General features: G+C 73.1%; 18 protein-coding genes and 1 pseudogene. 10 read left to right on the top strand and 9 right to left on the bottom strand.

Features of this window, described 5'->3' with window-relative positions; genetic code table 11:
- Positions 1-288 precede the first annotated feature (288 nt).
- The gene (locus tag ACFYU9_RS03525; RefSeq protein WP_389218054.1) at positions 289-837 is read right to left on the bottom strand and encodes a rhodanese-like domain-containing protein; all 549 of its coding nucleotides are present in this window, start codon (positions 835-837) and stop codon (positions 289-291) included.
- A gap of 542 nt (positions 838-1,379) precedes the next feature.
- Between ACFYU9_RS03525 and ACFYU9_RS03520 the strand changes: the two genes are divergently transcribed.
- From ACFYU9_RS03520 to ACFYU9_RS03500, 5 genes are all read left to right on the top strand, one after another.
- Positions 1,380-2,495: an LLM class flavin-dependent oxidoreductase gene (locus tag ACFYU9_RS03520; RefSeq protein WP_389341971.1), complete on the top strand. Its 1,116-nt coding sequence runs from the start codon at positions 1,380-1,382 to the stop codon at positions 2,493-2,495.
- Positions 2,496-2,536: 41 nt separating this feature from the next.
- Positions 2,537-3,391 (top strand): ABC transporter permease, encoded by an 855-nt coding sequence (locus ACFYU9_RS03515; protein WP_389342971.1) that lies wholly within the window; start codon positions 2,537-2,539, stop codon positions 3,389-3,391.
- Between the two features lie 76 nt (positions 3,392-3,467).
- Positions 3,468-4,511 (top strand): ABC transporter substrate-binding protein, encoded by a 1,044-nt coding sequence (locus tag ACFYU9_RS03510; protein ID WP_389341967.1) that lies wholly within the window; start codon positions 3,468-3,470, stop codon positions 4,509-4,511.
- Entirely contained in the window at positions 4,498-5,304 is an 807-nt protein-coding gene (locus ACFYU9_RS03505) for an ABC transporter ATP-binding protein (protein WP_389341964.1), read from the top strand. The genes ACFYU9_RS03510 and ACFYU9_RS03505 overlap by 14 nt, the downstream gene beginning before the upstream one ends.
- A 335-nt stretch (positions 5,305-5,639) precedes the next feature.
- Positions 5,640-7,094 (top strand): hypothetical protein, encoded by a 1,455-nt coding sequence (locus tag ACFYU9_RS03500; protein ID WP_389341961.1) that lies wholly within the window; start codon positions 5,640-5,642, stop codon positions 7,092-7,094.
- Positions 7,095-7,276: 182 nt separating this feature from the next.
- On the opposite strand, the gene ACFYU9_RS03495 is transcribed toward ACFYU9_RS03500, so the two are convergent.
- The 3 genes from ACFYU9_RS03495 to ACFYU9_RS03485 form a co-directional block, all read right to left on the bottom strand.
- Positions 7,277-8,119, bottom strand: a complete 843-nt coding sequence (locus tag ACFYU9_RS03495; RefSeq protein WP_389341958.1) for an NAD(P)H-binding protein — start codon at positions 8,117-8,119, stop codon at positions 7,277-7,279.
- A gap of 18 nt (positions 8,120-8,137) precedes the next feature.
- Positions 8,138-9,070, bottom strand: coding sequence for a ScbA/BarX family gamma-butyrolactone biosynthesis protein (locus tag ACFYU9_RS03490; RefSeq protein WP_389341955.1), 933 nt, complete (start codon positions 9,068-9,070; stop codon positions 8,138-8,140).
- Positions 9,071-9,329: 259 nt separating this feature from the next.
- Positions 9,330-10,805: an FAD-dependent monooxygenase gene (locus ACFYU9_RS03485; protein ID WP_389218034.1), complete on the bottom strand. Its 1,476-nt coding sequence runs from the start codon at positions 10,803-10,805 to the stop codon at positions 9,330-9,332.
- A 676-nt stretch (positions 10,806-11,481) separates the two neighbouring features.
- Between ACFYU9_RS03485 and ACFYU9_RS03480 the strand changes: the two genes are divergently transcribed.
- Positions 11,482-12,081, top strand: a complete 600-nt coding sequence (locus tag ACFYU9_RS03480; RefSeq protein ID WP_389341952.1) for a DUF6058 family natural product biosynthesis protein — start codon at positions 11,482-11,484, stop codon at positions 12,079-12,081.
- A 286-nt stretch (positions 12,082-12,367) separates the two neighbouring features.
- Positions 12,368-13,042 carry a DUF4232 domain-containing protein gene (locus ACFYU9_RS03475; RefSeq protein WP_389341949.1) on the top strand — a complete coding sequence of 225 codons (675 nt, stop codon included), beginning with the start codon at positions 12,368-12,370 and terminating at the stop codon, positions 13,040-13,042.
- Between the two features lie 315 nt (positions 13,043-13,357).
- Here the strand turns inward: ACFYU9_RS03475 and ACFYU9_RS03470 are convergent.
- Positions 13,358-13,804: pseudogene (locus ACFYU9_RS03470) on the bottom strand (aldehyde dehydrogenase family protein); the annotation flags it as partial.
- Between the two features lie 270 nt (positions 13,805-14,074).
- Between ACFYU9_RS03470 and ACFYU9_RS03465 the strand changes: the two are divergent.
- The 3 genes from ACFYU9_RS03465 to ACFYU9_RS03455 all read left to right on the top strand — a co-directional run bounded on the left by ACFYU9_RS03465 (position 14,075) and on the right by ACFYU9_RS03455 (position 20,279).
- Complete coding sequence (locus tag ACFYU9_RS03465) at positions 14,075-17,023, top strand: type 2 lanthipeptide synthetase LanM family protein (RefSeq protein WP_389341946.1); 2,949 nt, start codon at positions 14,075-14,077, stop codon at positions 17,021-17,023.
- Between the two features lie 40 nt (positions 17,024-17,063).
- Complete coding sequence (locus ACFYU9_RS03460; RefSeq protein WP_389218023.1) at positions 17,064-17,261, top strand: hypothetical protein; 198 nt, start codon at positions 17,064-17,066, stop codon at positions 17,259-17,261.
- A 111-nt stretch (positions 17,262-17,372) separates the two neighbouring features.
- On the top strand, positions 17,373-20,279 hold the full coding sequence (locus ACFYU9_RS03455) for an AAA family ATPase (RefSeq protein ID WP_389341943.1): 2,907 nt from the start codon (positions 17,373-17,375) through the stop codon (positions 20,277-20,279).
- 73 nt (positions 20,280-20,352) lie between these two features.
- On the opposite strand, the gene sbnB is transcribed toward ACFYU9_RS03455, so the two are convergent.
- The 4 genes from sbnB to ACFYU9_RS03435 form a co-directional block, all read right to left on the bottom strand.
- Positions 20,353-21,366, bottom strand: a complete 1,014-nt coding sequence (gene sbnB, locus ACFYU9_RS03450; protein ID WP_389341940.1) for a 2,3-diaminopropionate biosynthesis protein SbnB — start codon at positions 21,364-21,366, stop codon at positions 20,353-20,355.
- On the bottom strand, positions 21,360-22,373 hold the full coding sequence (gene sbnA / locus ACFYU9_RS03445) for a 2,3-diaminopropionate biosynthesis protein SbnA (RefSeq protein WP_389341937.1): 1,014 nt from the start codon (positions 22,371-22,373) through the stop codon (positions 21,360-21,362). The genes sbnB and sbnA overlap by 7 nt, the downstream gene beginning before the upstream one ends.
- On the bottom strand, positions 22,366-22,524 hold the full coding sequence (locus ACFYU9_RS03440) for a hypothetical protein (RefSeq protein ID WP_389218011.1): 159 nt from the start codon (positions 22,522-22,524) through the stop codon (positions 22,366-22,368). The genes sbnA and ACFYU9_RS03440 overlap by 8 nt, the downstream gene beginning before the upstream one ends.
- A gap of 261 nt (positions 22,525-22,785) precedes the next feature.
- Complete coding sequence (locus ACFYU9_RS03435; RefSeq protein ID WP_389218008.1) at positions 22,786-23,739, bottom strand: ornithine carbamoyltransferase; 954 nt, start codon at positions 23,737-23,739, stop codon at positions 22,786-22,788.
- Positions 23,740-23,768 lie beyond the last annotated feature (29 nt).

Raw genomic sequence — 23,768 nt, 5'->3', positions numbered from 1 at the left:
GAGTGACGAGACGTGAACTCTTCCTGCCCCGCCGCGGTCGAGGCCATCGCCACGGAAGCGGAGCGGTGGCGCCGTGGCGCAGGTAGAGGTCGCCCGCCCGGGCGCAGCCCTTCCGTTCTCCCTTCAGGGCCTCACGGGGCGCGGGCAGTCGGCAGGAGTGTCTTCGTCAGGTGGCCGCAGGGGCACGCCCCGGGTGGATGAGGTCTTCCCGGACCGGGATCCGGCCGGTCCAGCTTCCGGGGGCGCGGTGGGCCGGACCGGTGCGGCCCGGGGCCGCGGGTCCGGCGGTCAGGCGCGGGCCCGCGTTCCGCGCCGGTTGAGCGGCAGTCGCCCGAGCAGCACGGCCATTGCGCAGGTGTCGGTGACCGCCGAGAAGACCAGGCCCGCCGCGATCGCCCCGGACAGCAGCTCGAAGGCCGGGTGGACGAGCAGCCCGAGGAGCAGGCCGAGCAGCACGATGCCGCCGGCGGTGAAGCGGACCTGCCGCTCCATCGCCCAGACGGCCCGTACGGGACCGGCGGGCCGCTGGAGCGGATGCCCGGCGGCCGCCCAGGCCCGGGTGCCGCCGCTCAGGCCGGAGGCGGCGATGCCGTGGACGGCGAGCTCCGTGACGGCCTGGTCCGAGCGGGCTCCGGAGGCGCACACCACGAGCAGGGGTGTCAGCTCGGCGGCCGCCCGCAGTTCCGGGACGCTCCCCGCGAGCCTGTCGAGGGGCACGTTGAGGGCGTCCGGGAGATGGCCGGTGGCGAACTCGCCCGGCGTGCGGACGTCTACGACGGTCAGCTCACCCAGGCGCGGCTGCGCCTCGGCGACTCCGATGGCACGGGGAACGGTCATGGCGGCACGCGTCCTTGCGGAGGGAGGAGGAAGGGGAAGGGGGACGGGGCGCGCGATGCGCCGGGTGGGGGCCCTGCCGCGGATACTAGGCACTGCGAACGCCCCCCGTCCGGGACCTCGCGCGACCGCCACGCGTTCGCCATGCTGCGGCAACAGCCCCGCGGTCCCAGCCGCCGTGGCGGGCGTGGCCGCCGTAGCGCTGGATCTCGGGATGCCGAACGGGATGGTCCAGCACTCGGACTCCGCTTGCACGCTCCGGAGCCGCCCCGACAGGATGCGGCCATGGCCCCCGTACTCGTATCGCGTCGTCACGTAGATCTGCTGCGTGTTTCGACCATGCTGTGTCGGGCCGATTCCCCTCGTGCGCACGGCTGTTGATCCGCGGGTCCGCTGAGGACCAGGCGATCCGCCGCTCCTGATCCCGCACGGAACAACCGCGCGCCCCTCCGCGCGTCCTTCCGTCTTCCCCTCTGCTCGCGTACACGTGCCACCTCCCCTCGGTGGTGGCGCGTGCCGTGCTGCTGCTTCGACGAGGTCCCCTCATGCCGGAAAACCCCCTCCTGCTCCACTGGTTCCTGCCCACCGGCGGGGACGGCCGCGATCCCGGCGGCGTCACCGCCGTCCAGGGCCGTACCGGATCCGCCACCCGGCGGCCCGCGGACATCCCGTACCTGGCCCAGGTGGCCCGCGCCGCCGAGCAGGCCGGGTTCCACTCGCTGCTCACGCCCGTGGGGCTCGGCTGCGTGGATCCCTGGATCCTCACCGCCGCGCTCGCGCAGCACACCACCCGGATCGGGTTCCTGGTGGCGTTCCGCGCCGGATTCGCCAGTCCGACACTGCTCGCCCAGCAGGCCGACGCCTTCCGCCGGTTCGCGGGAGGCAGACTCGCGCTCAACGTGGTGACCGGCGGCGATCCCGTCGAACAGCGGGCGTACGGTGACTGGTTGGAGCACGACGCGCGGTACGCCCGGACCGAGGAGGTGATGACGGTCCTGCGTACCCTGCTGGACGGCAAGACGGCCGACCACCACGGCGCCCACCTGCGGATCGCGGGCGCCCGGCTCACCGATCCGGAACTGCGCCACCCCGTGCCCCTGTACTTCGGCGGGGCCTCCCCCGCCGCCGAGGAGGTCGCCGCGCGGCAGGCCGACGTACAACTGCTGTGGGGCGAGCCGCCCGCCGCCGTCGCCGCGCGCATCACCCGGCTGCGGGAGCGGGCCCGGGCGGCGGGCCGCACCGTACGGTTCGGTCTGCGGCTGCACGTCATCAGCCGGGACACCGCCGCCGAGGCCTGGTCCGAGGCGGACCGGATCCTCGCCGGGTTCGACCCGGAGGCCGTACGGGCGAGCCAGGAGCGGTTCGCCGGCATGGACTCCACCGGGCAGGCCCGGATGACCGCGCTGCACGGCGGGGTCGCGGACGCCGCCCGCCTCACGGTGGCGCCGAACCTGTGGGCGGGCATCGGCCTGGTCCGCGAGGGCGCCGGGACCGCGCTGGTCGGCTCGCACGACGAGGTGGCCGCACGGCTCGCCGAGTACCGCGCCCTGGGCATCGACGAGTTCGTCCTCTCCGGCTACCCGCACCTCGAAGAGGCGTACCGGGTCGGCGAGGAAGTGGCCGCGCGGCTGCGCGCCCTGACCGGGGCGGAAGCCCCGTGACCGCTCCCACGACGACGGTTGCGGCATCCGGTCCGGACCGGATGCCGCAACCCGCCCCCGAACCGGCCGGTACCGGGGCCGGGTCGGAATCCCCCCGACGGGACCGCCTGCGCGAGGCCTTCCGGTGGGGCGGGCTGCGGCTCGTCGCCCTCGCCGTGCTCCTCGCCGCCTGGCAGGCGGTGGTCTCCGCCGAGGTGTGGCCTCGGGTCCTGGTTCCCTCGCCCGGCGATGTGTGGCGGCAGTTCGTCCTCGCCTCCACGGTGCACGACGGGGTGCGCGGCTACGGCGGCCATCTGCTGATCGAGCATCTGGGCGTCAGCCTGGGCAGGATCGGCACCGGCTCCGCGTACGCCGTGCTGGCCGGGGTGCCGCTGGGGCTGCTGATCGGTACGGTCCGGCCGCTGGCCGTCGTACTGGAGCCCGCGGTGACGTTCCTGCGGACGCTGCCGCCGCTGGCGTACCTCTCGCTGCTCGTCATCTGGTTCGGCATCGACGAGGCGCCGAAGATCTGGCTGTTGGTCATCGCGGCCCTGCCGCCGATCGCCGCGGCGACCGCGGCGGCCGTACGCACGGTGCCCGGCCAGCTCGTCGAGGCCGCACGGGCGCTGGGGTCGGGGCCGACGGCGCTGCTGCTGTCCGTACGGCTGCCCTCCGCGCTGCCCGAGATCCTCACCGGTGTCCGCATCGCCGTCGGCGTGGCCTACACCTCGGTCGTCGCGGCGGAGACCATCAACGGTGTGCCCGGCATCGGCGGCATGATCCGCGATGCGCAGCGCTACAACCAGACCGCGCTGGTGATCGCGGGCATCCTCGCCATCGGCCTGTCCGGGATCGTGCTGGACGCGCTCCTGCGGCTCGTCGAGCGGATCGCCGTGCCGTGGCGCGGCCGCGCCTGATTCCCGCCCCCCTTTCCTTCCCGTTCCCCTTCTTGCCTCGTTCCTTGGCCGTCCGACCCCAGACCGGAGATCGTCCATGCCCGCACGTCTGTCCCGCCGCACCCTGCTGCTCACCGCGGCCGTCGCCCTGACGGCCTCCGTCACCACCGCCTGCGGAGGTGACGGCGACGGGGCCGGCGGATCCTCGGGGCGCATCACCGTACGGATCGCCTATCAGGCGATACCCAACGCCGACCTGGTGGTGAAGAACCAGCGGCTGCTGGAGCGGGCCCTTCCCGAAGTCGACGTGAAGTGGGTGAAGTTCGAGTCCGGTGGCGACGTCAACACGGCCGTCATCGCCGGGTCGGTCGACCTGGGTCTGGCCGGGTCGAGCCCCGTCACCAAGGGGCTCTCCGCGCCGCTGAACATTCCGTACAAGGTGGTGTGGATCCACGACCTGATCGGGGACAACGAGGCGCTCGTCGCCAAGCCCGGGATCGGTTCGGTGAAGGATCTGGTGGGCAAGAAGGTGGCCACTCCCTTCGGGTCGACGGCCCACTACTCGCTGCTCGCCGCGCTGACGGCGGCGGGTGTGGAGCCGTCGTCCGTGCAGACCATCGACCTCCAGCCGCAGGACGCGCTCGCCGCGTGGAAGCGCGGGGACATCGACGCCGCCTACGTGTGGACGCCGACGCTGGGCGAACTGGCCAAGGACGGCAAGGTGCTCGTCACCAGTCGTGAACTGGCCAAGGAGGGCAAGCCGACGGCCGACCTCGGCGTGGTGACGGACGCGTTCGCGGCCAGGCACCCGGAAGTGGTCACCGCCTGGATCAAGGCCCAGGACACGGCCGTCGCACAGGCGCGCACGGCACCGGACCAGGCCGCGAAGTCCATCGGGGCGGAGCTCGGACTGCCTGTGGCGGAGGCGAAGCGGCAGCTGTCGGAACTGGTGCTGCTCAGCGCGAAGGAGCAGACCGGACCCGACTACCTGGGCAGGCCGGGCGCCCCCGGCAAGCTCGCGGCGAACCTGCACGACGCCGCCGTGTTCCTGAAGGGGCAGAAGGCGGTCGACTCCGTGCCGGACGAGGCGGTCTTCGGGCGGGCGCTCGCGGTGGAGGAGCTCGGCCGTGCCGCGAACTGACGAGCCGGACACGCGGGCCGCGGTCGTCGAGCTGGCGGGCGTGTCGGTCCGGTACGGGTCGGCGAAGGCGCCGGTGACGGCGCTCGACGGCGTGGACGTACGGATCCATGCCGGCGAGTTCGTCGTCCTGGTCGGGCCGTCCGGCTGCGGCAAGACGAGCCTGCTGCGCGTGGTGGCGGGCTTCGAGCGGCCCGCCACGGGCCAGGCCCGGGTCCGGGGCGCGCTCCCCCGGCCGGGCGCGGGGGCGGGAGTGGTGTTCCAGCAGCCCCGGCTGTTCCCTTGGCGCACGGTGGGAGGGAACCTGGCCTTCGCGCTGGCCCGGCTGGGCGTGCCGAGATCCGACCGGCCCGGCCGGATCGCCGGGCTTCTGGAACGGGTGGGACTGCCCGGGATGGCGGGCCGGCGGACGTGGGAGCTGTCGGGCGGTCAGCAGCAGCGGGTGGCGCTGGCCAGGGCACTGGCCGCGGAGCCCGAACTCCTGCTCATGGACGAGCCGTTCGCCGCGCTCGACGCCCTGACCCGGGAGCGGCTCCAGGAGGAGGTGCGGACCTTGGCCGGGCGGCTCGGCACGACGGTGCTGTTCGTGACGCACTCCGCGGAGGAGGCGGTGCTGCTGGGCTCTCGGGTGCTGGTCATGGCCGCGGGGCCCGGCCGGGTGGTGGCGGAGCTGCCGGTGGACCTGGCCAGGGGACCCGGCACGGACGTATCCGCGCTGCGGGCCTCACCCGAGTTCGCCCGGCTGCGCGGCCGTCTCACCGAGATCATGCGCGGCGGATCCGTTCCCGGCCCGTGACCGCCGACAGCGACACCGGCCGCGACACCGGCGGAGGTCCGTACGCCCCCGCCGCGTGTTGCCCGCATGCTGCGGGAACGTGAACTGCGTGAACAAGCTGTGGCCGGCCGCCACGGAAAGATCCGAATCACGGGGGCGGCGGATAGCGTGGCGGTCAGAGCCGTTCCGGGGAGCAACCGCCACACGGAAGCAAGGGCCGGGCCGCACCATCGGCAGCCGCCCGTCGGCCGTTCCCACCACGCCGGCCGACCCCTGGGTGCCGCGGCACCCGATGCGGCCGCCGGCCCCTCGCTGCGCAGCCGTCGCCTCCCCTTCCAGTCACGAGGACCCCCCTGATGCCGTTCTCCCTGCCCGCTGGCGGGCGCCTTGCCGTGCTCGCCCTTTCCCTCGCCGTGGCGCTCGGCAGCGCCCCCGCCGCCCCCGCCGCCGCCGACACGGCTTCCCCGTTCGGCCCGCAGGCGCCGCAGAACCCGGCCACCGCGGCCAACGGCGCCGCGACCATGCACGGCGACAGTGCCTCGAGCGGTACCACGCCCTACCCGGGGCCCGGGACGTCCGCCATCGACTACTCCCGCACGGCGCTGGCTTCGGCCTGCCCCACCGTGGTCGTGGGCAGCGACGGCTACGTGATCGCGCTCTGCACCAGCATCTTCGGCCAGACGCCGACCGTGCACCTTCTCGACCCCGTCACCGGGGCCGACCTCGCCTCCCTGGCGCTGCCCAAGGGCAGTCTCTTCGGCGGCGTGTACGCCTACCTCGACAACGGCGACCGGCTGGTCGTCGTCGACGGGAACAACGACCTCGTGCGCGTCGGCCACCGCCGCGCCGGCTCCGGTTGGACCCTCCAAGTCGAGCAGTCCACCCCGCTCGGCAACGCCGTCCCCGCCGGGGACAACATCGTCGGCCTGACTCCCGACTGGGAGGGCAGGGTCTGGTTCGCCACCAGCGGCGGTGTGATCGGGACCGTGGACACCGGCACCGGGGCGGTGCGCAGCGTCAGCACCGGTGAGGGCGTCCAGAACAGCATCTCCACCGTCCCCGGACACACCGCCGTCGCCACCGACCACGCGCTCTACCTCCTGTCGGCCGGCCCGGACGGTACCCCCGTGGTGGACTGGCGGGCGCCGTACGACCGGGGTCCGGCCCGCAAGCCCGGCCAGCTCAGCTGGGGAACCGGCACGACCCCGAGCTTCTTCGGGCCGGGCAACGGCACCGAGTACGTCACGATCGTCGACAACGCCGCCCCGCACGGGAACCTGCTCGTCTACCGGGCGGCCGGCGGACCGGACCCGATCTGCCGGATCCCCGTGCTCACCCAGTACGCCCGCAGCGGCACCGAGGACGCCGTCATCGCCTCCGGGCGCAGCGTTTTCGTCACCAACACCTACGGCTACCCCTACCCGGCCCTGCCCGAGGGTGCTCCGGCGAGCCAGCCGTCCTCCGCGAACTTCGAGGGCGGTCTCAGCCGGATCGACGTCAACGCCGAGGGGACGGGCTGCTCGGTGGTGTGGAACAGCCCGGTGAAGTCCGCCGCACTGCCCCGGCTCTCCCTGGCCGACGGGAAGATCTACACGGTCTCGGTGACCGGGCCGACGGGCAGCGCCGGCCTGAACACCTTCGCCCAGTACCACCACTCCGTCATCGACCCGGCGACCGGCGCCCAGCTCACCAGCGCCTTCCTGGGCATCGGGCTGGTCTACAACCCGCTGCAGATGCGGGGGACGGCCGCCCCGGACGGCACCCTCTACCAGGGCACCGAGACCGGAGTGGTCCGCATCTCCAAGCGCTGACCCACCACCCCGGCCCCTGCTGATCGCCGTACTCGTCCGCAGGGGCAGGGGCCGTGGCGACCGGCTCGTCGCGGGCGCAGCGGCGGCGGGGGCGCTCCTCTCCCTGCTCCTGATGTGCGTGCTCGTCGACCCCGTCGACCCGACCCGGGTGTACGAGGGAACCGACTCCCGTGCCCGGACGGTCAGGCGAATGCCTGCGCGTGGTCCGCCGCCCAGGTTTCGAAGGTCCGTGAGGGTCGTCCCAGTATCGCGGGCACCACTGAGTCCACCCCTGCCTTCGCGCCGGCCTGCTGGCGCCCGGCGCTGCGCAGCAGCGCTTCGGCGATCGCCTCGGGATAGCGGTCCAGCAGTGCGGAGCGGGCCCGCTCCGGCCCGAGTTCCTCGAAGCGCAGTGGTCGCCCCAGCACCTTCGAGAGCACGGCGACCTGTTCGCGCGCGGTGACCGCCTCCGGACCGGAAAGCGCGTGCACGCGGCCTTCCTGCCCGTCCTGTGTCAGAGCGTGCACCGCCACCTCGGCGACGTCGCGCGGGTCCACGCAGGCGTTGGCCGACTCCCCGTAGAGCGCGCGCACGACGCCCTCGGAACGGACGGCCGGTGCCCACGACAGCGTGTTGGACATGAAGGACCGGGGACGCAGCAAGGTCCATGCCAGTCCCGATTCCCGCACCGCCCGCTCGTTCTCGCGCTGCCAGCGGGTGATGAGAGCGTCCGCCTCCGGATCCTCCACGGCGGCCGCGGAGAGCTTGACCAGGTGCCGTACGCCGCAGGCCCGGGCCGCGTCGATGAACCGCGCGTCGTCCTCCTCCGCCACCCGGTTGGTGACCAGGAAGGCGGCGCGGATTCCCGTCAGAGCCCGGTGGAGGCCTTCGGGGTCGGTGAAGCCGCCGCGGACCACGGTGACGGCGGGCCCTCGGGCGGTGACGAGTTCGGGCCGCCTCGTGAGGATGCGCAGCGGGCGGCCGGGGGCCAGCAGGCGGGCGACCTCCCGCCCCACCGTGCCGGTTCCTCCGGTGACAAGGATCATGTCTGCGTTGCCGTCCCGTCAGCAGGCGGGAAGGGCCGAGGAGAGCTCGGCGAGGAACACCGCGCCGTCGTCCTGGCTGCCCGTGATGGTGATGCCGGTCGTTCCGGCGCGCGAGGTGGTCAGGGCGTGGGCCCGTATCCAGCAGGGGGTACCGAACTCCGCGTAGCGCTGGAAGCCTATGCGTCCCGAGGAGGGGACGAACGGCTGGGACTGCGTCGCCAGTTCGGCCGCCTGCCTGGCTGCTTCCAGGAGCAGCATCCCCGGCACGTGGTCCTTCTCGCCCTGGAACAGGACCGGGTGCTCGGTGTCGACCCGCAGCTGCCACAGCCGGTCCTGCGGGGTGGGCGAGAGCAGGACGTCCTCCGGGCGTGAGCGGCCGACGAGCGAGGCGGTCACCGGAGGCGTCCGAGGGACCTCGAATCCCGGGATGCCATGGTCGCCCCGCATCCGGCGGTAGGCCTCCGGACCGACGGTCCGCCCCAGGATGACGCCCGTGGACACGGCCGACCCCGCGCGGCGGACGACCATGTCGACCCTGAACTGGGAGACGAGCCCACGGGCCCGCTGCACATCGGAGCAGACCACCTGTACCTCCACCTCCCCGGGCCCGTCGCCGATGGCGAGCCGGTCCATGCGGCAGGTGAACTGCAGCTCCGTCAGGAGGAAGTGGTGCCCCAGGGGAACGCCGTACCCTGCATGCAGCACGAGCAGGGTGGCCTGGCGCATGGTCTCGGTGACGAGCAGCGGATCGTAGCGGTGCCCGTGTACCGGTATGAAGTAAGGGTGTTCACCAGGCCAGTGGGCGATGACCGAGTAGTGGTCGTCCCGCGTCCGCGTCCAGCTGACCGGGAAGGCGTCGGCCTCCCTGGCGCGATGCAGCTGAGCCAGTGCCGCGGGAAACGGCTCGCTGGGCGGCCGGAGGCCTCCCTCATCGTTCGTCGTCGTGTTCATGAATCCCCCGTGGTTTTCGGCGGCGGCGACAGGCGAGCCGCACCCGAGGCAAGATCCAATCAGACGGGTGATCCCACGTCGATCACGTTATTGATCACCGAAGAGATCCGGGTCACGGGCGCAAAGGCGGTGGCGTGGCGAGGCAGGACCGGGCGACCCGGACACGGCGGAAGACCGTGGATGCCGCCCCGGTCGAGCACCGATTCCGCCGCGCCCCGACCGGGGCTCGATCAGCGGGCGGGCCGCTGCCCGCCGCCGCCTACCGGGGCTCGCCGAACCACAGGCGCAGGGCGTCGGTGAGGTCACCCGCGTCCGGTGCCCAGGCGATGTGGCCGTCAGGACGCATCAGCATCGCCTCGCACGGAAGGGCGGCATCCGGTGAGGCGGTGACGGTGTTCAGCACATGGGCCCAGCCCCGGGCCGACTCGCCGTACGCCGCAGCCCGCTCGCCGGACAGGAGAAGCAGAGGCCGGCCGTCGGCCAGCAGCCCCGTGACGTCCTGCGGCTCCGCGCCGTCCTTCACCACGACGTTCTCCAGGAACCGCCCCTCCCACCGGGAGGCGAAGCCCGAGCGAGCCGGGTACACCGTCTCCTGCGCGCTGATCAAGTCGCCCACGTGCCGACGGGTCTGCTCCAGCGTCAGCAGCTCGGCGACCATCGCGCGCAGCGGGTCGAGGTCGGGGGCGGGACGCATCAGCGTCAGCTGGGCGCGCGTGGTGTCGATGACCCGCTGCGCGGCCGGCCTGCGCTCGTCGTCGTACGTGTCGAGCAGCCCCTTGCCCGCCGTTCCGCGCGCGGCGTGGGCCAGCTTCCAGCCCAGGTTGAGCCCGTCGACCAGTCCGGTGCTCAACCCCTGCCCCCCGATCGGGAAGTGCACGTGCGCGGCGTCCCCCGCCAGGAACACGCGGTCCTTGCGGTAGTGGCGCACCAGCCGGGTGAAGTCGCTGAACCGCGTCACGGAGAGCGCATCCTCCATCGGGATGTCGTAACCGGCGATCCGGGATGCCTCGTCCTGCAGTTCCTGCGCGGTCGCCCGTGTGTGCCGGTGGGGATGGGGCCCGTCGCAGTCGAGTGTGCGTACGAGAGCGTGCCCGTCGGGAAGGGGCTTCACGATGACCCAGCCCCGCTCGGTACGGCACCAGCCCCGCGGCGCTCCACCGGGCTCGATCAGCTTGACCAGGCCCATCATCGCCGAGACCGTCGCGGGGTGGGTGTCCTCGGTGAAGCCGGCCTCCCGGCGCACGGTGCTGCGCGCGCCGTCGGCCCCGACCAGGAAGCCGGCGCTGTACGTGTGCTCGCCCCCGGGCCCTTCGGCCACCACTTCGACCCCGTCGGGCTCCTGGCGCAGCGCGGTCACCCGGTGGTCGCGCAGCACGGTCACTCCGCGCTCCCGGGCCCGATCCTCGAACTCCCGCTCCAGATCGGCCTGTGCGCGCTTGAGGACGGGCTCCGGCTCGGCCGCGGGAACCGTGATCGTCAGTCCGGGCATTCCGGCGAAGTGGAACTGCTCGGTCACCGGAGCATCCGAGACCCGTGGCAGCCCGAGGTAGCCCCGCCGGGCCAGCGCCTGCACGGCCCTGGCATGGACGGTCCCGGCCTTTGGCTGACCAGATGTCGCACTCTTCTCCTCCAGCACCACGACATCGATCCCGTACGCCCCCAGCTCGGCGGCGATCAGCATGCCGACCGGCCCGCCTCCGACGACGACTATCTCGGTGTGCGTAGTGGTGCGCATGGCAGGTTCGCTCCTCCGCCGGTCGATGTGTGCAGCGGTCGCGGGCCGTTTCCTCGTGGTTCAGGCCGATCCACCGGACCTTCTCCGGGAGTCCCGTTCAGCCGTCATGATCGAATCTAGTACAGCAGTACGGCTGCGTGTGGTGGTCGCGGCCGTCGGCGCACCACGGAACCTGGACCGCGACCGCATCCTTCAGCACGTCGCCAAGCTGCGCGCCACCGCGGGTACAAGCAGTCGGGGGTCGGCCGGGAAACCCACAAGATGATGCCGGAGCACTACCAGCAGACGAAGAACATCCTCCAGAGCTACTCCCCGAAGAACCTCGGCTTCTTCTGAGCATCCCTGGCAGGGCGCACCAGGCGCCCACTGTCCGTCGACCGGTGCGTCCGACTATGGAGAGCCCACTTTCTCTCTGGCCGGATCCGTCCCGGCCGCTCCTTCCGATAGTGCCTGGCGTTCCCGAACGCCGCAGTCACAACCGTGTCCCGGTGGGTACCACCACCCTCTTCGCCCGAGTAATCGTCAAGAGCTGAGGTTCGGTGGGCGGAGCGAGGGCGAGGTGCCCTCGTGCTGTCGTGATTCCATCGATGGTTCGGTGAGTGCCGAACCGTCCGGCCGCTAGCGTGCCGAGTCCTGTGCGGGAGATGCCCGCGCTGGCAGACCCGGAGGCGACCCGATGCCGGAGACAGACCTGAAGCAGCGGCTCGCCGAGCGATTCCGCGAAGTCAACGGCGACCATCCGATGACCGATGCCGATGACGCATACGTCAGCGCGCAGTTCGTTGCCCTGGAGGAACTGTGCGCACTCCATGGCCGCGATGCCGATGCGGTCCGCCGGTTGATGCTGGGGCAGCATCTGCCGCTTCCGGGATATCTGCGCTCCGACGGTGCCGAGATGGTGCCGGCCGACCTGTTCGCCCTCGCCGACGAAGCCGGCGGCGTGGAACTGCTCGAAGCGTGGTTCACCGCTCACTGGGCCGACGCGATCACCGGGAAGGCGGAGTGGAATGCCTATCTCAGCGGACAGTACGTGTGCCTGCGCTCGGTGACCCCGGCCGCCATTCAGCGCAAGGATTACCTGACGACCGCGATCAGCGCCGCAGCCAACGAGCCCGATGCCGGTTCAGCACCCTGGTCTGAGCGGCTGCACGCACTGGTCGGCGAACTCGACACGCTGGAACCGGCGTTCACGGCCTACGACCGTCTTCGGTTCGGCGGACCCACGTCCCGGGACACCTGCATCGACGCCACGCGCGTCCGCTTCCCGCGCCCGTGACCCCCAGATCCATGGGTGGCGTTCTGCGGATCGGTTGCGATCGCTCATGCCGCGCGGGCTTCGGGACGTTCGACGAGGTGGGCGCGTTCGACGCGGCCTCCGGCGCGGACGAGGGCGACGAGGTGGGGCGCGTTCACGGTCCGACCCGGGCCCGCGTGTAACAGGTCTGTCAGGGACACGTCCCAGCAGCGTGGGATCGGAACGGGGCAGGCGCAGGCTGTGTCTTAATGATCAGCAGCGCACCACCGCCCCGCACCGCCTCCCACACCACAGCAAGGAAGTCCCGATGCACGTCCAGCCGAGGCTGACGAAGAAGCTGACCCTCGCCACCGTGGCCGTCCTCGCTGGCCTGACTCTGACGGCCTGCCAGGACGGCAACACCGACGCCGCCCCGTCGCACGACACCGCGTCCTCCCCCGCCGCCGGGAACTCCGCGGCCCCCTCGGACAGCACCGGCAGCAACGGCGGCACCGCCACGGGCGACGGCAGCACGGGTGGCGACTCCGGCAACGGCAGCGCCAAGGGCAGTGACAAGGGCAGCGGCGGCGGCCAGATCAACACCGGCCCGTGCAAGACGGCCAATCTCGCCATCACCGCCGACCACGGCATGGGCGAGGGCGACGTCCTGGTCAGCCTGAAGAACAACAGCGACGCCTGCTCGCTCAAGGGCTTTCCCGGCGTCGACCTGAAGACGTCGGACGGCGACACCTTCAGCGCGCGCCGCAGCGCGAACACCCCGCGGGAGGTCGTCCTCGGCGGCGGCGAGACCACCCGCTTCACGCTCCACACCCCGCCCAACGACACCGGCGGCACCGGCCTCCGGATCGTCTCCATCGTGGTGACCCCGCCGAACGAGACGCACTCCAAGTCGCTCCGGATCGGCCTCAGCCTCCCGGTGACGGACGGCTCGGAGTCCGGTCAGGGCGTCACCGTCGACCCCGTCGGCTACGGCAAGCAGTGACGTGCGTCCTCTCCCTGGAAAGGGAGAGGATTCTGGCCTTCCGGTCCGGAGTCCGCGCCGAGACGCGGCGCGGGCTCCGGCCTGGATTCCCTGGCTTCCTGCTTCTTCACGCCCCGCCACGGCACTGGGCCGTGGTCTCGCGGGTACTCCACACGCACCGAATCAGACCGCCCCCGCCGCCGTGGTGCCGGCCCTGGCCGATGCCGCCGATGAGCAAGCGCGAGCAGCGCGCCCAACGACGTGGTCGATCCGTGCGTCGAGGCGTGAAGGGGCCGCGGCGGGTTCGTGGGACCACCGCGGCCGCGTTCAACCGGATCAGATCGCCGTCATCACGTGCTTGATGCGGGTGTAGTCCTCGAAGCCGTACGCGGAGAGGTCCTTGCCGTAACCGGACTTCTTGTAGCCGCCGTGAGGCATCTCCGGGACCAGCGTCATGTGGGTGTTGATCCACACGCAGCCGAAGTCCAGCTCCTTGGACATGCGCATGGCCCGGGCGTGGTCCCTGGTCCACACGGATGAGGCGAGCGCGTACTCGACGCCGTTGGCGTACGCGACGGCCTGCTCCTCATCGCGGAAGGGCTGGACGGTGATGACCGGCCCGAAGACCTCGTTCTGGATGATCTCGTCGTCCTGCTCGAGGCCGGAGACGACGGTCGGGGCGTAGAAGTAGCCCATGTCGCCGACCCGCCGGCCGCCCGCCTCCACCGTGGCGTGCGCCGGGAGCCTCTCGATGAAGCCGGAGACCTGCGCGAGCTGGCCGGCAGCGTGGCGTGTGGTGCTATGCGGAGTGCGTGGCACTGTGGCGTCGGATCCACGGTCTGGCCGGCTCACCGGCCCGACGCCCACATCGCCGAACCCGTCCGGGACTGCCGATGCGACCCCGGCTTCGGGAGGCCGGCGGCGGCTCTGCACCGATGCCGGCGCCTCCCGGGACGAGGCGCCGGGAACAATCAACGGAACGCCCCGGTAGGGTAATTCCGGCGGATTCCCGTCTCTTGTGCCGCTGTCGGGCGGACTGAAAAGCTCTGCGCCATGATCGGCGACAGCGCGCTCGTAGCAGGGGAAGAGACCACCTCGTCCCGATGGTCGCCGACCCTCGCGGCGGCGCAGTCCCCGGGCCCGCAGCACCTCGACCCGGCCGAGTTCGTCAAGGCTGCTCTCGCCGCCGCACCCGGCGACCCGGTCCTGCCGTCCGGGCCGCTGCCCGGGACGGCCGGCTTCGCCGTCGTGTTCTCGCCGTTCGCCGACCTGGCCGGGCGGCGGCTGCTCGCCGCGCTCGACCCCTTGGTCGGCCGGTCGGCCGAACTTCCTCGGGTCGTAGCGGAGTTCACCGCCCGCACGGCCGCCGCACTCGGCGTTCTGGCGGCCCGCGCACTGGTGCTGGAGCTCCGGGTGGCCAGGGTGGAGGGGCTGCTGACGGGCGCGACCCCGCAGACCAGGTTCCGCGACTTCGTCGCCACCACCGGCACCCGAGCCGGACTGGCCCGGTTGTTCGCCAAGTACCCGGTGCTGTCCCTGCTGGTCGGCCGATCCTGCGTGAACGCCGTCGCGGCCATGGCCGAACTGCTCACCCGGTACGCCGCCGACCGCACCGAACTGGTCGCCCGGCTGTTGGCCGGACGCGACCCGGGGCCCTTGGCCGCCGTGGACCGGACCAGCGGTGACGCGCACCGGGGCGGCCGACGGGTCGCCGTACTGAGCTTCGCCGACGGCAGCCGCCTGGTCTACAAGCCCCGCCCGCTCGCGGCCGACCGCCACTTCGGCGAACTGATCGACTGGTACAACGCCCGCCCCGGGACGCCCGGGTTGCGCACGCCCACCCTGCTGACCCGTCCGGAATACGGGTGGTCGGAGTTCATCGAGGCCGGACCCTGCGCCTCCCCGGCCGAACTGGGCCGATTCTACCGGCGCCAGGGCGCGCTACTCGCGATCGCCCACGTCCTCGACCTCACCGACCTGCACCACGAGAACCTGATCGCCTGCGGCGACCACCCGGTGCCGGTGGACGTCGAGACGCTCTTCCACCCGCCCTCGCCCGAGGACCCCGCCGCTGACCCGGCGGGTCGTGCGCTGGACGAGTCCGTCCAGCGGACCGGTCTGCTTCCTCAACTGATACTCGGGGAAGAGGCCGCGCTCGACCTCTCCGGCCTCGGAGGCGGCACCGACCGCCGCTCGCCGCTGGAGGCGATCGGCTGGGAGGCTGCCGGCACCGACGAGATGCGGCTGGTGCGCCGGCCCGGCTCGGTCCCCGGCGGCGACAACCGCCCCCGGCTGGACGGCGCCGAAGCCGAGCCCGCCGCCCACGCCGAGACGCTGGTGGCCGGCTTCCGCGCAGGCTACCGCGCGATCCTGACGGGCCGACAGGAGCTGACCGGCCTGCTGCGCCGCTTCGCCGACGACGAGGTCCGCGTGGTCACCCGGGCCACGCAGGTCTACGCGACGGTCCTCGTCGAAGCCACCCACCCCGACGTGATGCGGGAGCCGGCCGACCGGGAGGCGCTGATGCGACTGCTCGGTACGGACGCGGTGGACGACCAGGGCTGGCCGGGACTGCTCGACCACGAGGTCGCCGAACTGGGGGACGGCGACGTGCCGGTGTTCACTGCCCGGCCGGGCCGCGTCGACCTGTGGAGCGGCACCGGCGCCCGCATCCCCGGCGCCCTCGACCGGCCCGGACTGGCCCGGGTGACGGACCGCCTAGCGGTGATGGACGAGGCCGACCTGGCCGGGCAGGAGCGGATCATCCGGGCGTCGTTGGCCTGCCGTGCCGCGGAAGCGGCCCATCCCGTCGCCGTGCCCGGCCCTCGCGCCGCCGAGCCAGGCGAACCGCCCGCTCCGAGGCGGCTGCTCGGCGCCGCCCGGGAGCTCGGCGACCTGCTGGTCGAGCGGGCCCACCGGGGACGGGGGCGGGCGAACTGGCTGGGTGTGGAACCGCTCGGCGAGCGGTACCGCAGGCTGGGGCCCTGCGGCGCGGACCTGGGGCACGGGTACACGGGCGTCGCGCTGTTCCTCGCCCAACTGGCCGCGGTCACCGGCGCGGACTGCTACGCCAAAACGGCGCTGGCCGCGCTGCAGCCGGTGCCGGAGCTGCTCGAAAGGCTCGCCACGCTCCCGGACGAGGACCTCGGCGCGGTCGGCTCGGGCGGCTTCACGGGGCTCGGCGGCATCCTGCACGCGCTCACCGGCGTGGCAGCCGCCCTGGACGACGCCCGGGTGCGCGCCCTGATCGATCCGGCGGCGGCCCTGACCGTCCGGGCCGCCGGGGTCGAGCAGCCGACCGGTGTGCTCGACGGCACGGCGGGCGGCCTGGTCGCACTGCTGGCCGCGCACCGCGTGAATCCGTCGGCCGAGCTCCGGCGCGGCGCGGGTGCCTGCGCCGACCGGCTCGTCGCCGCGCCCGTCCCGGCGGCGCCGGGCTTCGCCACCGGTGCCGCCGGGGTGGGCTGGGCGCTGCTCGGCTTCGCCGCAGCCGGGGGCGGCGAGCGGTACCGCCGGGCGGGACTGGCCGCGCTGCGTTCGGCCGTGGGCGCGCTGCCGTCCGCCGGGGCGGACCTCTCCTGGTGCACGGGCTCGGCCGGGGTGGCGCTGGCGGTCGCCGACCGGGCCGAGGCGATGGCGGACCCCGGGCTCGCCGAGACCGTCGCCGAGGTGGTCGGGCGCCTCGGCCGCACCGGACCGTTGCCTGATCACAGCCTGTGTCACGGCGAGTGGGGCGCACTGGAGTTGCTGCACCGGACGCCTGACCGTTCGGCACTGCGGGAGCGGGCCGCCGGCGCGGCCCGGCGCGGCCCCCACCGAGCCGCCCGGGCCGGGACCGCGTCGCCCGGACTGCTCACCGGCCTGGCCGGCCGCGGCCACGGCCTGCTGCGGCTCGGCTTCGCCGACCGCGTACCGTCGGCGCTGCTGTTGCGGGGGCCGACCCCTGAACCGCCGTCGGCCCGACGCGCGTCCCAGGCCGAGGTCCTCTCCGAGAACGTCTGACGCCGACCTCCGAGATCGTCTGCAGTGGAAAGGAACGTTCATGAACACCACCGACCTCCTGCCGGGCCGGAAGCAGCCCACCAGCGGATTCGGCGCCACCGGCGACCACCCGGCGGGTGAGATCCTGCTGCGGAGCGGCGGCGGACTCGGCCGTCGGTCCCGGCTGCTGCGCGATGCCTCGGCGTTCCGCAGCACGTGGACCACCGTCACCGCACCGGTCACCGACGAGCCCCGCTGACCGTTTCGAGGTGGTTCCGTCCGGTCGTCCGGTGGGCAGGTGCGAGGAAGCGTGATTCCCTTCCTCCAGAGATCACTATTGTTCACAACTTCTGCACAGTAGCCTGCGAACGTGCGCACCACTTCCCCGACGACCATCGGCCGCGAGAGCGAACTCAGTCTGCTCCGTCGCGCCCTGATGGACCTTCAGCACAACGCGGGCCACGCGGTCTTCCTCTCGGGGGAGGCGGGGATCGGCAAGTCCCGGCTGGCGGGGGACTGTGCCGGGCGGGCCGATTCGCTGGGCCTGCCCGTGCTGCGCGGACGCGGCAGCCCGACCAGTGCCGGGATCCCCTACCGCCCGCTCATCGAGGCATTGAACTCTCGCTTCCGGGTCGTCGGTGTGCCCGACGACCCGGAGCTGGAGCCCTACCGTCCGGCCCTGGGCCGGGTGATCCCGGAGTGGCGGCACACCGCCGTGCCCGGCTACCCCGAGAGCGTGGTCGAGCTGGCCGAGGCAATGCTGCGCCTCCTGGTCGTCATCGGCCGGAACGGCGGCTGCCTACTCGTCCTGGAGGACCTGCACGAGGCCGACTCGGACACCATCGCCGTGGTGGACTACCTGGTCGACAACCTGGCGGGACTGCCGGTCCTCCTGGTGGCCACGCTGCGGCCCGAACCGGGGGCCGCCCTGGAGCTGGCCCGGGGCGGCGAACGGCGCCGGGTCGCCTCGCTGGCCTTCCTGGAGCCGCTCGGCACGTCCCAGATAGGCGCGCTCGCCGCCGGCTGCCTGGAGCTGCGGGCCGAGCAGGTGCCCGCTGCCGTGGTCGACCGGCTGAGCACCTTCAGCAACGGGATCCCCTACCTCGTCGAGGAGTTGCTCGCCGAGATGGTCGCCTCCGGGGCGCTGCGCCGGGACGGCGACGGCTGGCGGGTCGCCGGCGACCTGGCGGCCGCCGTTCCGGCCAGCGTGGTCAGCGGCCTGCGGCACCGGCTGGAGCAGCTCGATCCCCAGGTGCGCGACCTGCTGCTGCTGGCCGCCACCCTCGGCACCGGATTCTCGCTCGGCATGCTCAAGCTGATCACCGGCCACGGCACGCGGCTGCTGCTCGATCACCTGGCCGCGGCGGCCGCGGCGGGCTTCGTCGTCCCCGATCCCACCGCAGCCGACCAGTACGTCTTCCGGCACGCGCTCACGGCGGAGGCCCTGCTCACGGGGCTGCCTCCGGCCGAACGGGCCGTGATCGCCCGCCGCGCGGCCGAGGCGGTCCTGGCGGCCGATCCGGCCCTCTCGGACGGACGCTGCCAGCTGGTGGCGCACCTGCGGGAGTTGGGCGGCGACGGAGCGGGGGCGGCGCTGCTCTACGCCGAGGCGGGCCGCCGGACACTCGCCGCGGGCGCCTCGACCACCGCCGTGCAACTGCTGGAGCGCGCCCACGAGCTGGCAGCGGCGACCGACCGCACCGACGTCATCGAGTCTCTGGTCTACGCGCTGGCCGAGGCCGGGCAACTGGACCGGGTGTTCGCGCTGGCCGAGTCGTTGCCGGACGCGGGGGCCGGCGCGCTGGACATCGAGCGCCGCGTCGCCCTGCACACCAGGCTCGCCTGGGTGGCGGTGATCGCCGAGCGCGCCGCCGACACCCTGGCGCAGATCGCCGCCGCCCGTGCGCAGCTCGGCGGCTCGGGCGATCCCCGCCAGACCGCCGCCCTCGCCGTTGTCGAGGGCCACCTGGCGCTGTTGCCCGGCCACGGCGGTGCGACGGCGGAGACCGAGCGGCTGGCCCGCGAGGCGGCCGAGATCGCCGAGCGTGAGAAACTCCCGGTGGTGGCCTGCCAGGCGTGGCAGCTGCTCGCCCTGCTGGCCCGCGAGCGCGGCTTCGACGACGCGGACGCCTGCCTGGAGCGGATGCTCTCCGTCGCGGAGGCGCACAGCCTGCCGGTCTGGCGGGTGGAGGCGCTGCTGCGGCTCGGCGGGAACGCCTTCATGCGCACCGGTGACGCGCGACGGATGCGCGAGGCCAGGGACGCCGCCCGCGACCTGGGCGCCCTCGTGCTCGCCCAGCACGCGGAAGGCATGCTGGCCATGGACGCCCTGCTGCGCGCCGACTTCACGGCCGCCCGGGAGATCATCGACCGCTGTCTGGAGCCGAGCGCCCGGATGCGCAACCTCGGCAGCCACCGCTACCTGCTGCTGGTGGCAGCCACCCTCGCCGCCCACCAGGGCCGGCGCAGGCAGATGGAGCGGGAACTGCTCCGCTTCGAGCGCGCCGACGACTCCGCCTCCTTCCTCACGCCGGTCGTGTACGGCCTGTGCCGGGCCTTCTGCGCCCTCCTCGAGGAGAACCGTGCTCAGGCGCTGGCCGAACTGGCGACCGCGGCCGCCTGGGAGGACCGGCACCCCAACGTGTTCTACCTCAGCGGACGGCACGGCCTCGGTCCGCTGCTCGCCGTCCTCGCGGGCAGCGCCGATCGGTCGGCGTACGCGACGGTCCTGGCGGCGCCGGCCTCCGCGCTGGCCTGGAACCGGCAGTTCCTGGTGCTCGCCGACGCCGTCCTGCTCGGGCGCGAGGGCCGCGGCGCGGAGGCCGTGGCCCGGGTGGAGCTGGCGGCGCAGGTGTCCCAGGGGTTCCCGACCGCCCACCACCTCGGGCTGCGCCTGGTCGCCGAGGCGGCCCTCGCCGACGGCTGGGGCGACCCGGTCGGCTGGCTGCGGACCGCCGAGGAGTACTTCCACGAGGCGGGCGTCCGCTCCGTCGCCGGTGCCTGCCGGTCGCTGATCCGGCAGGCGGGCGTGTCGGTGGCACAGCGGCGCACCGGGCGGGAGCTGATCCCCGAGGCGTTGCGGGCGCGTGGGGTGACACTGCGTCAGTACGACGTCTTCGCCCTGCTCGTGGAGCGCCTCGGGAACCAGGACATCGCCCAGCGGCTGTCCATCTCGCCCCGCACAGTGGAGAAGCACATCGCCGGCCTGCTCCACAAGACCGGCAGCGCGGACCGCGCGGAGCTGTGCCGCCTCGCCCGGGAACTGTGCGGGGACTGACCGGCCCGCGCTGCCCGGTGTCCGGACGTTCCGCGGAAGCGGGGTCTCCCGCGGCCCCGTGGAACCGCCGCCGCTACACCCCGGGGGCGAGGAAGTCCGGGACACGGGTGCCGAGGCCCTGCTCCTGCGCCCTGTGGTGGACCAGGTCGGCGACGGCGAGGTCGAGGACGCCCAGGCCGAACGGCGAGAAGACCGTGAGCGCCTCGGGGTCGCGGTGGCGGCGGCCCGCGGTGAGGATGGCACCGATCGAGTCGGCGATGAAGTCGCGGTGACCGACCCGCTGTTCGGCCAGGTGCAGCGAGGTGGCCTCGCGGCACACGTGGTCGCCGTCGTCGACGATGTTGACGCTGGACAGGATGGTCTCCGCGGTGAGGTCGCGCAGGGACAGGTGCAGCAGCAGCGTCCCGGGCCGGCAGGGGGAGGGGTCCAGGTGCGGGGTGGACGCGGTGGTGGCGAGGGAGACCAGCCGGTGGGCCGCCAGGGCGTCCTCGATCCGTTCGGCGACCGCGGTCTTGAGCTCGGGCAGCCGGGCCGCACACCGTTCGGCGAACGCCCGCACGCGGGCCCGGTCGAGATCGAACAGGGTGACCTCGGCCAGGTCGGGCAGCAGGGCGCGCAGGAAGGTGAGCACCTCGAAGTTGATCACGCCGCAGCCGATCAGCGTGACGCCGGTCTGCGGCTCCCGCGGGGCGAGCGTCGCGGCAGCGAGCGCGGCGCCGGCCGCGGTGCGCCGGGCGGAGATCACCGAACCCTCCAGCAGCACCTCGGGGTGGCCGGTGCGCATCGAGTTGAGGATGACCGCCGCCGAGGCGCGCTCGAGTCCGGAGGCCAGATTGCCCGGGAAGGACGAGATCCACTTGATACCGGCGACCGGCTCCCGCTCCCCGGGGTCCCCGGTGTTCCCGAGGTAGGCGGGCAGGGCGATGATCCGGTTGCGGGCCTCCTCGGGGAACCGCAGGAAGAGCGAGTGCGGAACCGCGGTCCGGCCGGCCGCGTGCAGCCGGTAGGCCCGGCTCACCGCCTCGACCACCTGGTGCTCCGCACCGTCCAGGACCTGCCGTACGTCACGGGCTGTCAGAATCAGCATGCGGGCACCTCGGCCACCGGCCTGTTCTCCTTCCACAGGTGGGTGACGTCGCCGAAGTGCGACGTCACCCAGTCGTCGTTGTAGATCGTGTCGAGGTAGCGTTCGCCCCGGTCGGGAAGGATCACGGCACAGGTCGCGCCGGGCCGGATCCGCCCGCTCATCCGCCCGACCGCGGCGAGCACCGCACCCGACGAGCCACCGGCGAGGATCGCCTCGCGGTTCGCCAGCCGCCGGCAGTTGACCACGCAGTCCAGATCGCTGACGTGCACCACTTCGTCCGCGAGGCCGTCCTGGTGGAGCGCCGGCCGGACGGCGGCGCCGTGGCCGGGGATGAGCCGCGGTGCGGGCCTTCGCCCGAAGATGACGCTGCCCTCGGCGTCGACGGCCACGAGCGTCACCGGGAGCTGCTGCTCCAGCGCGTACTCGGCGCAGCCGCGCAGTGTTCCGCACGAACTGGTCGCGCAGAACAGGTAGTCCAGGCCGCCGGGAACGGCCTCGCAGATCTCCCGCATCGTCGCGTGGTGCGAGCGCGGGTTGAGCGGGTTCGAGTACTGGTCCGGCCAGTAGGCGTGCTCGGTCCCGGCGAGGATCTCGCGCACCCGCCGGATCCGCACCGGCAGGTACTCGCCTGTGACCGGGTCGGTCCGCCCGACCACCTCGACCTCTGCGCCCAGCGCCCGCATGACGGCGATGTTCTGGCGGTTGGCGCGGGGGTCCACCACGCAGATGAAGCGGATCCCGAAGTATCCGCAGACCTGGGCGAGCCCGATGCCCAGGTTGCCCGAGCTGGACTCGACGACGACCGACCGTCCGGGAACCAGCCGGCCGGACCGGATGCCCTCGCGCAACAGCTCCAGCGCGGAGCGGTCCTTGATGGAGCCGCCGGGATTGTGCGCCTCCAGCTTGGCGAAGAGGCGGAAGCGGCCGGTCGGGTCGATCCTGGTCAGCTCGACCAGCGGCGTCCGGCCCACGGTCTGGAGCACGCCGGCCGGAACGGTGTCAGACATGCGCATGGGCCCCGCCGGTGAGACCGGCACCACGGGTGCCATCGGTCCGCCGGTCGAGCGGCGGTTCGCGGTCGGGGAGCCGGATCGCATGCTGCTCCTCGTCGTCGACGACGACCTGGTACGTGCAGGTGTCGGTGGCTTCCTCGGCCACAACGGCCCTCCTAGCTCCGGGGTTGACATGGCGACGGGGCGAGCCTGCCGGGCGCCGGGGAACGGCGACAAGAGACAAACGGGCACCAGGAACAGCACGCGCACGCTGCCGCTGTGTCCCTGGCGACGAACTCGTGGGCGGGCACGATGGGCCCCCGGCAGCCCTTCCGAGGCCACTTGGCACACTGGACCGAGCCGTCCGCGGACACGCCGAACGGACCGCGTTCCCAGGGGCTCCGAAAGGCGGCCCGTTCGGCCGGGCTCACTCCTGGCCGGCTCCGGCCGGGTCGGCGCCGACGCACCACTCCAGCACCGCGCGGGCGCTGTGGTACTTGTTCTCGGCCTGCGCGAAGGCGATCGAGGCGGGCCCGTCGAGCACCTCGGCGGTCACCTCGTCGCCGCGATGCGCGGGCAGGTCGTGCATGAACAGCGCACCGGGAGTGGCGTCCATGACGGCCTTGTCCACCCGGAACGGCTCGAAGGCGAGCCGCCAGTCGGGGTCGGGCTTCGTCGTGCCGGTGGTCTGCCATCGCGTGGTGTAGACCACGTCGACCTCGGGCAGGTCGGCCATGTCGTGCCGCTGCTCCACCAGCGCGCCGCTGCCCGCCGCGTACTCGGCGGCCCGGTCGAGGTAGCGCTGTTCGACCCCGTAGCCGCCGGGAGTTCGCAGGTGCAGCTCCGTTCCGGGGTAACGGGACAGGGCCAGCGTCAGCGCCGAGGCGGTGTTGTTGCCCTCGCCGACATAGAGCACCCGAAGGCCTTCGATCCGCCCGAACCGGCCGAGCAGCGTGGTGAGGTCGGTGAGCGCCTGGGTGGGGTGCTCGCCGGCGCTCATCGCGTTGACGACGGCCATCCGCCGCTGGGCGGCGAAGGCCCGCAACTCGGCCTCGCCGGCGGCGGTCCTGGCCACCAGGACGTCGAGCATCCGGGACAGCACCGCGGCGGTGTCCTCGACGGTCTCCCCCGTGTTCTCCTGCAGGTCGTCGGGGCCGTAAGTGATCAACCGGCCGCCCAGACGCAGCGTTCCGGCCGAGAAGGCGGTGCGGGTGCGGGTGGAGGTCTTGCGGAACAGGACGCCCACGACCGCGTCGTGCAGCGGGCGGGCGTCCTCGCAGCGGCCGGCCGCGAAGTCGGCGCCCCGCTGCACGATGCGGTGCATCTCCTCGAAGCCGAGGTCGTCGATCGAGATCAGGTGGCGGCGTTGCGGACGGGACATCCCGTCCTCCTTTCTTGGCGGTACGTCAG

Source organism: Streptomyces sp. NPDC004327, from assembly GCF_042873935.1.
Classification (GTDB): Bacteria; Actinomycetota; Actinomycetes; order Streptomycetales; family Streptomycetaceae; genus Streptomyces.
The sequence above is the reverse complement of the archived record's forward strand: the minus strand, read 5'-3'. Positions and strand labels throughout refer to the sequence as shown.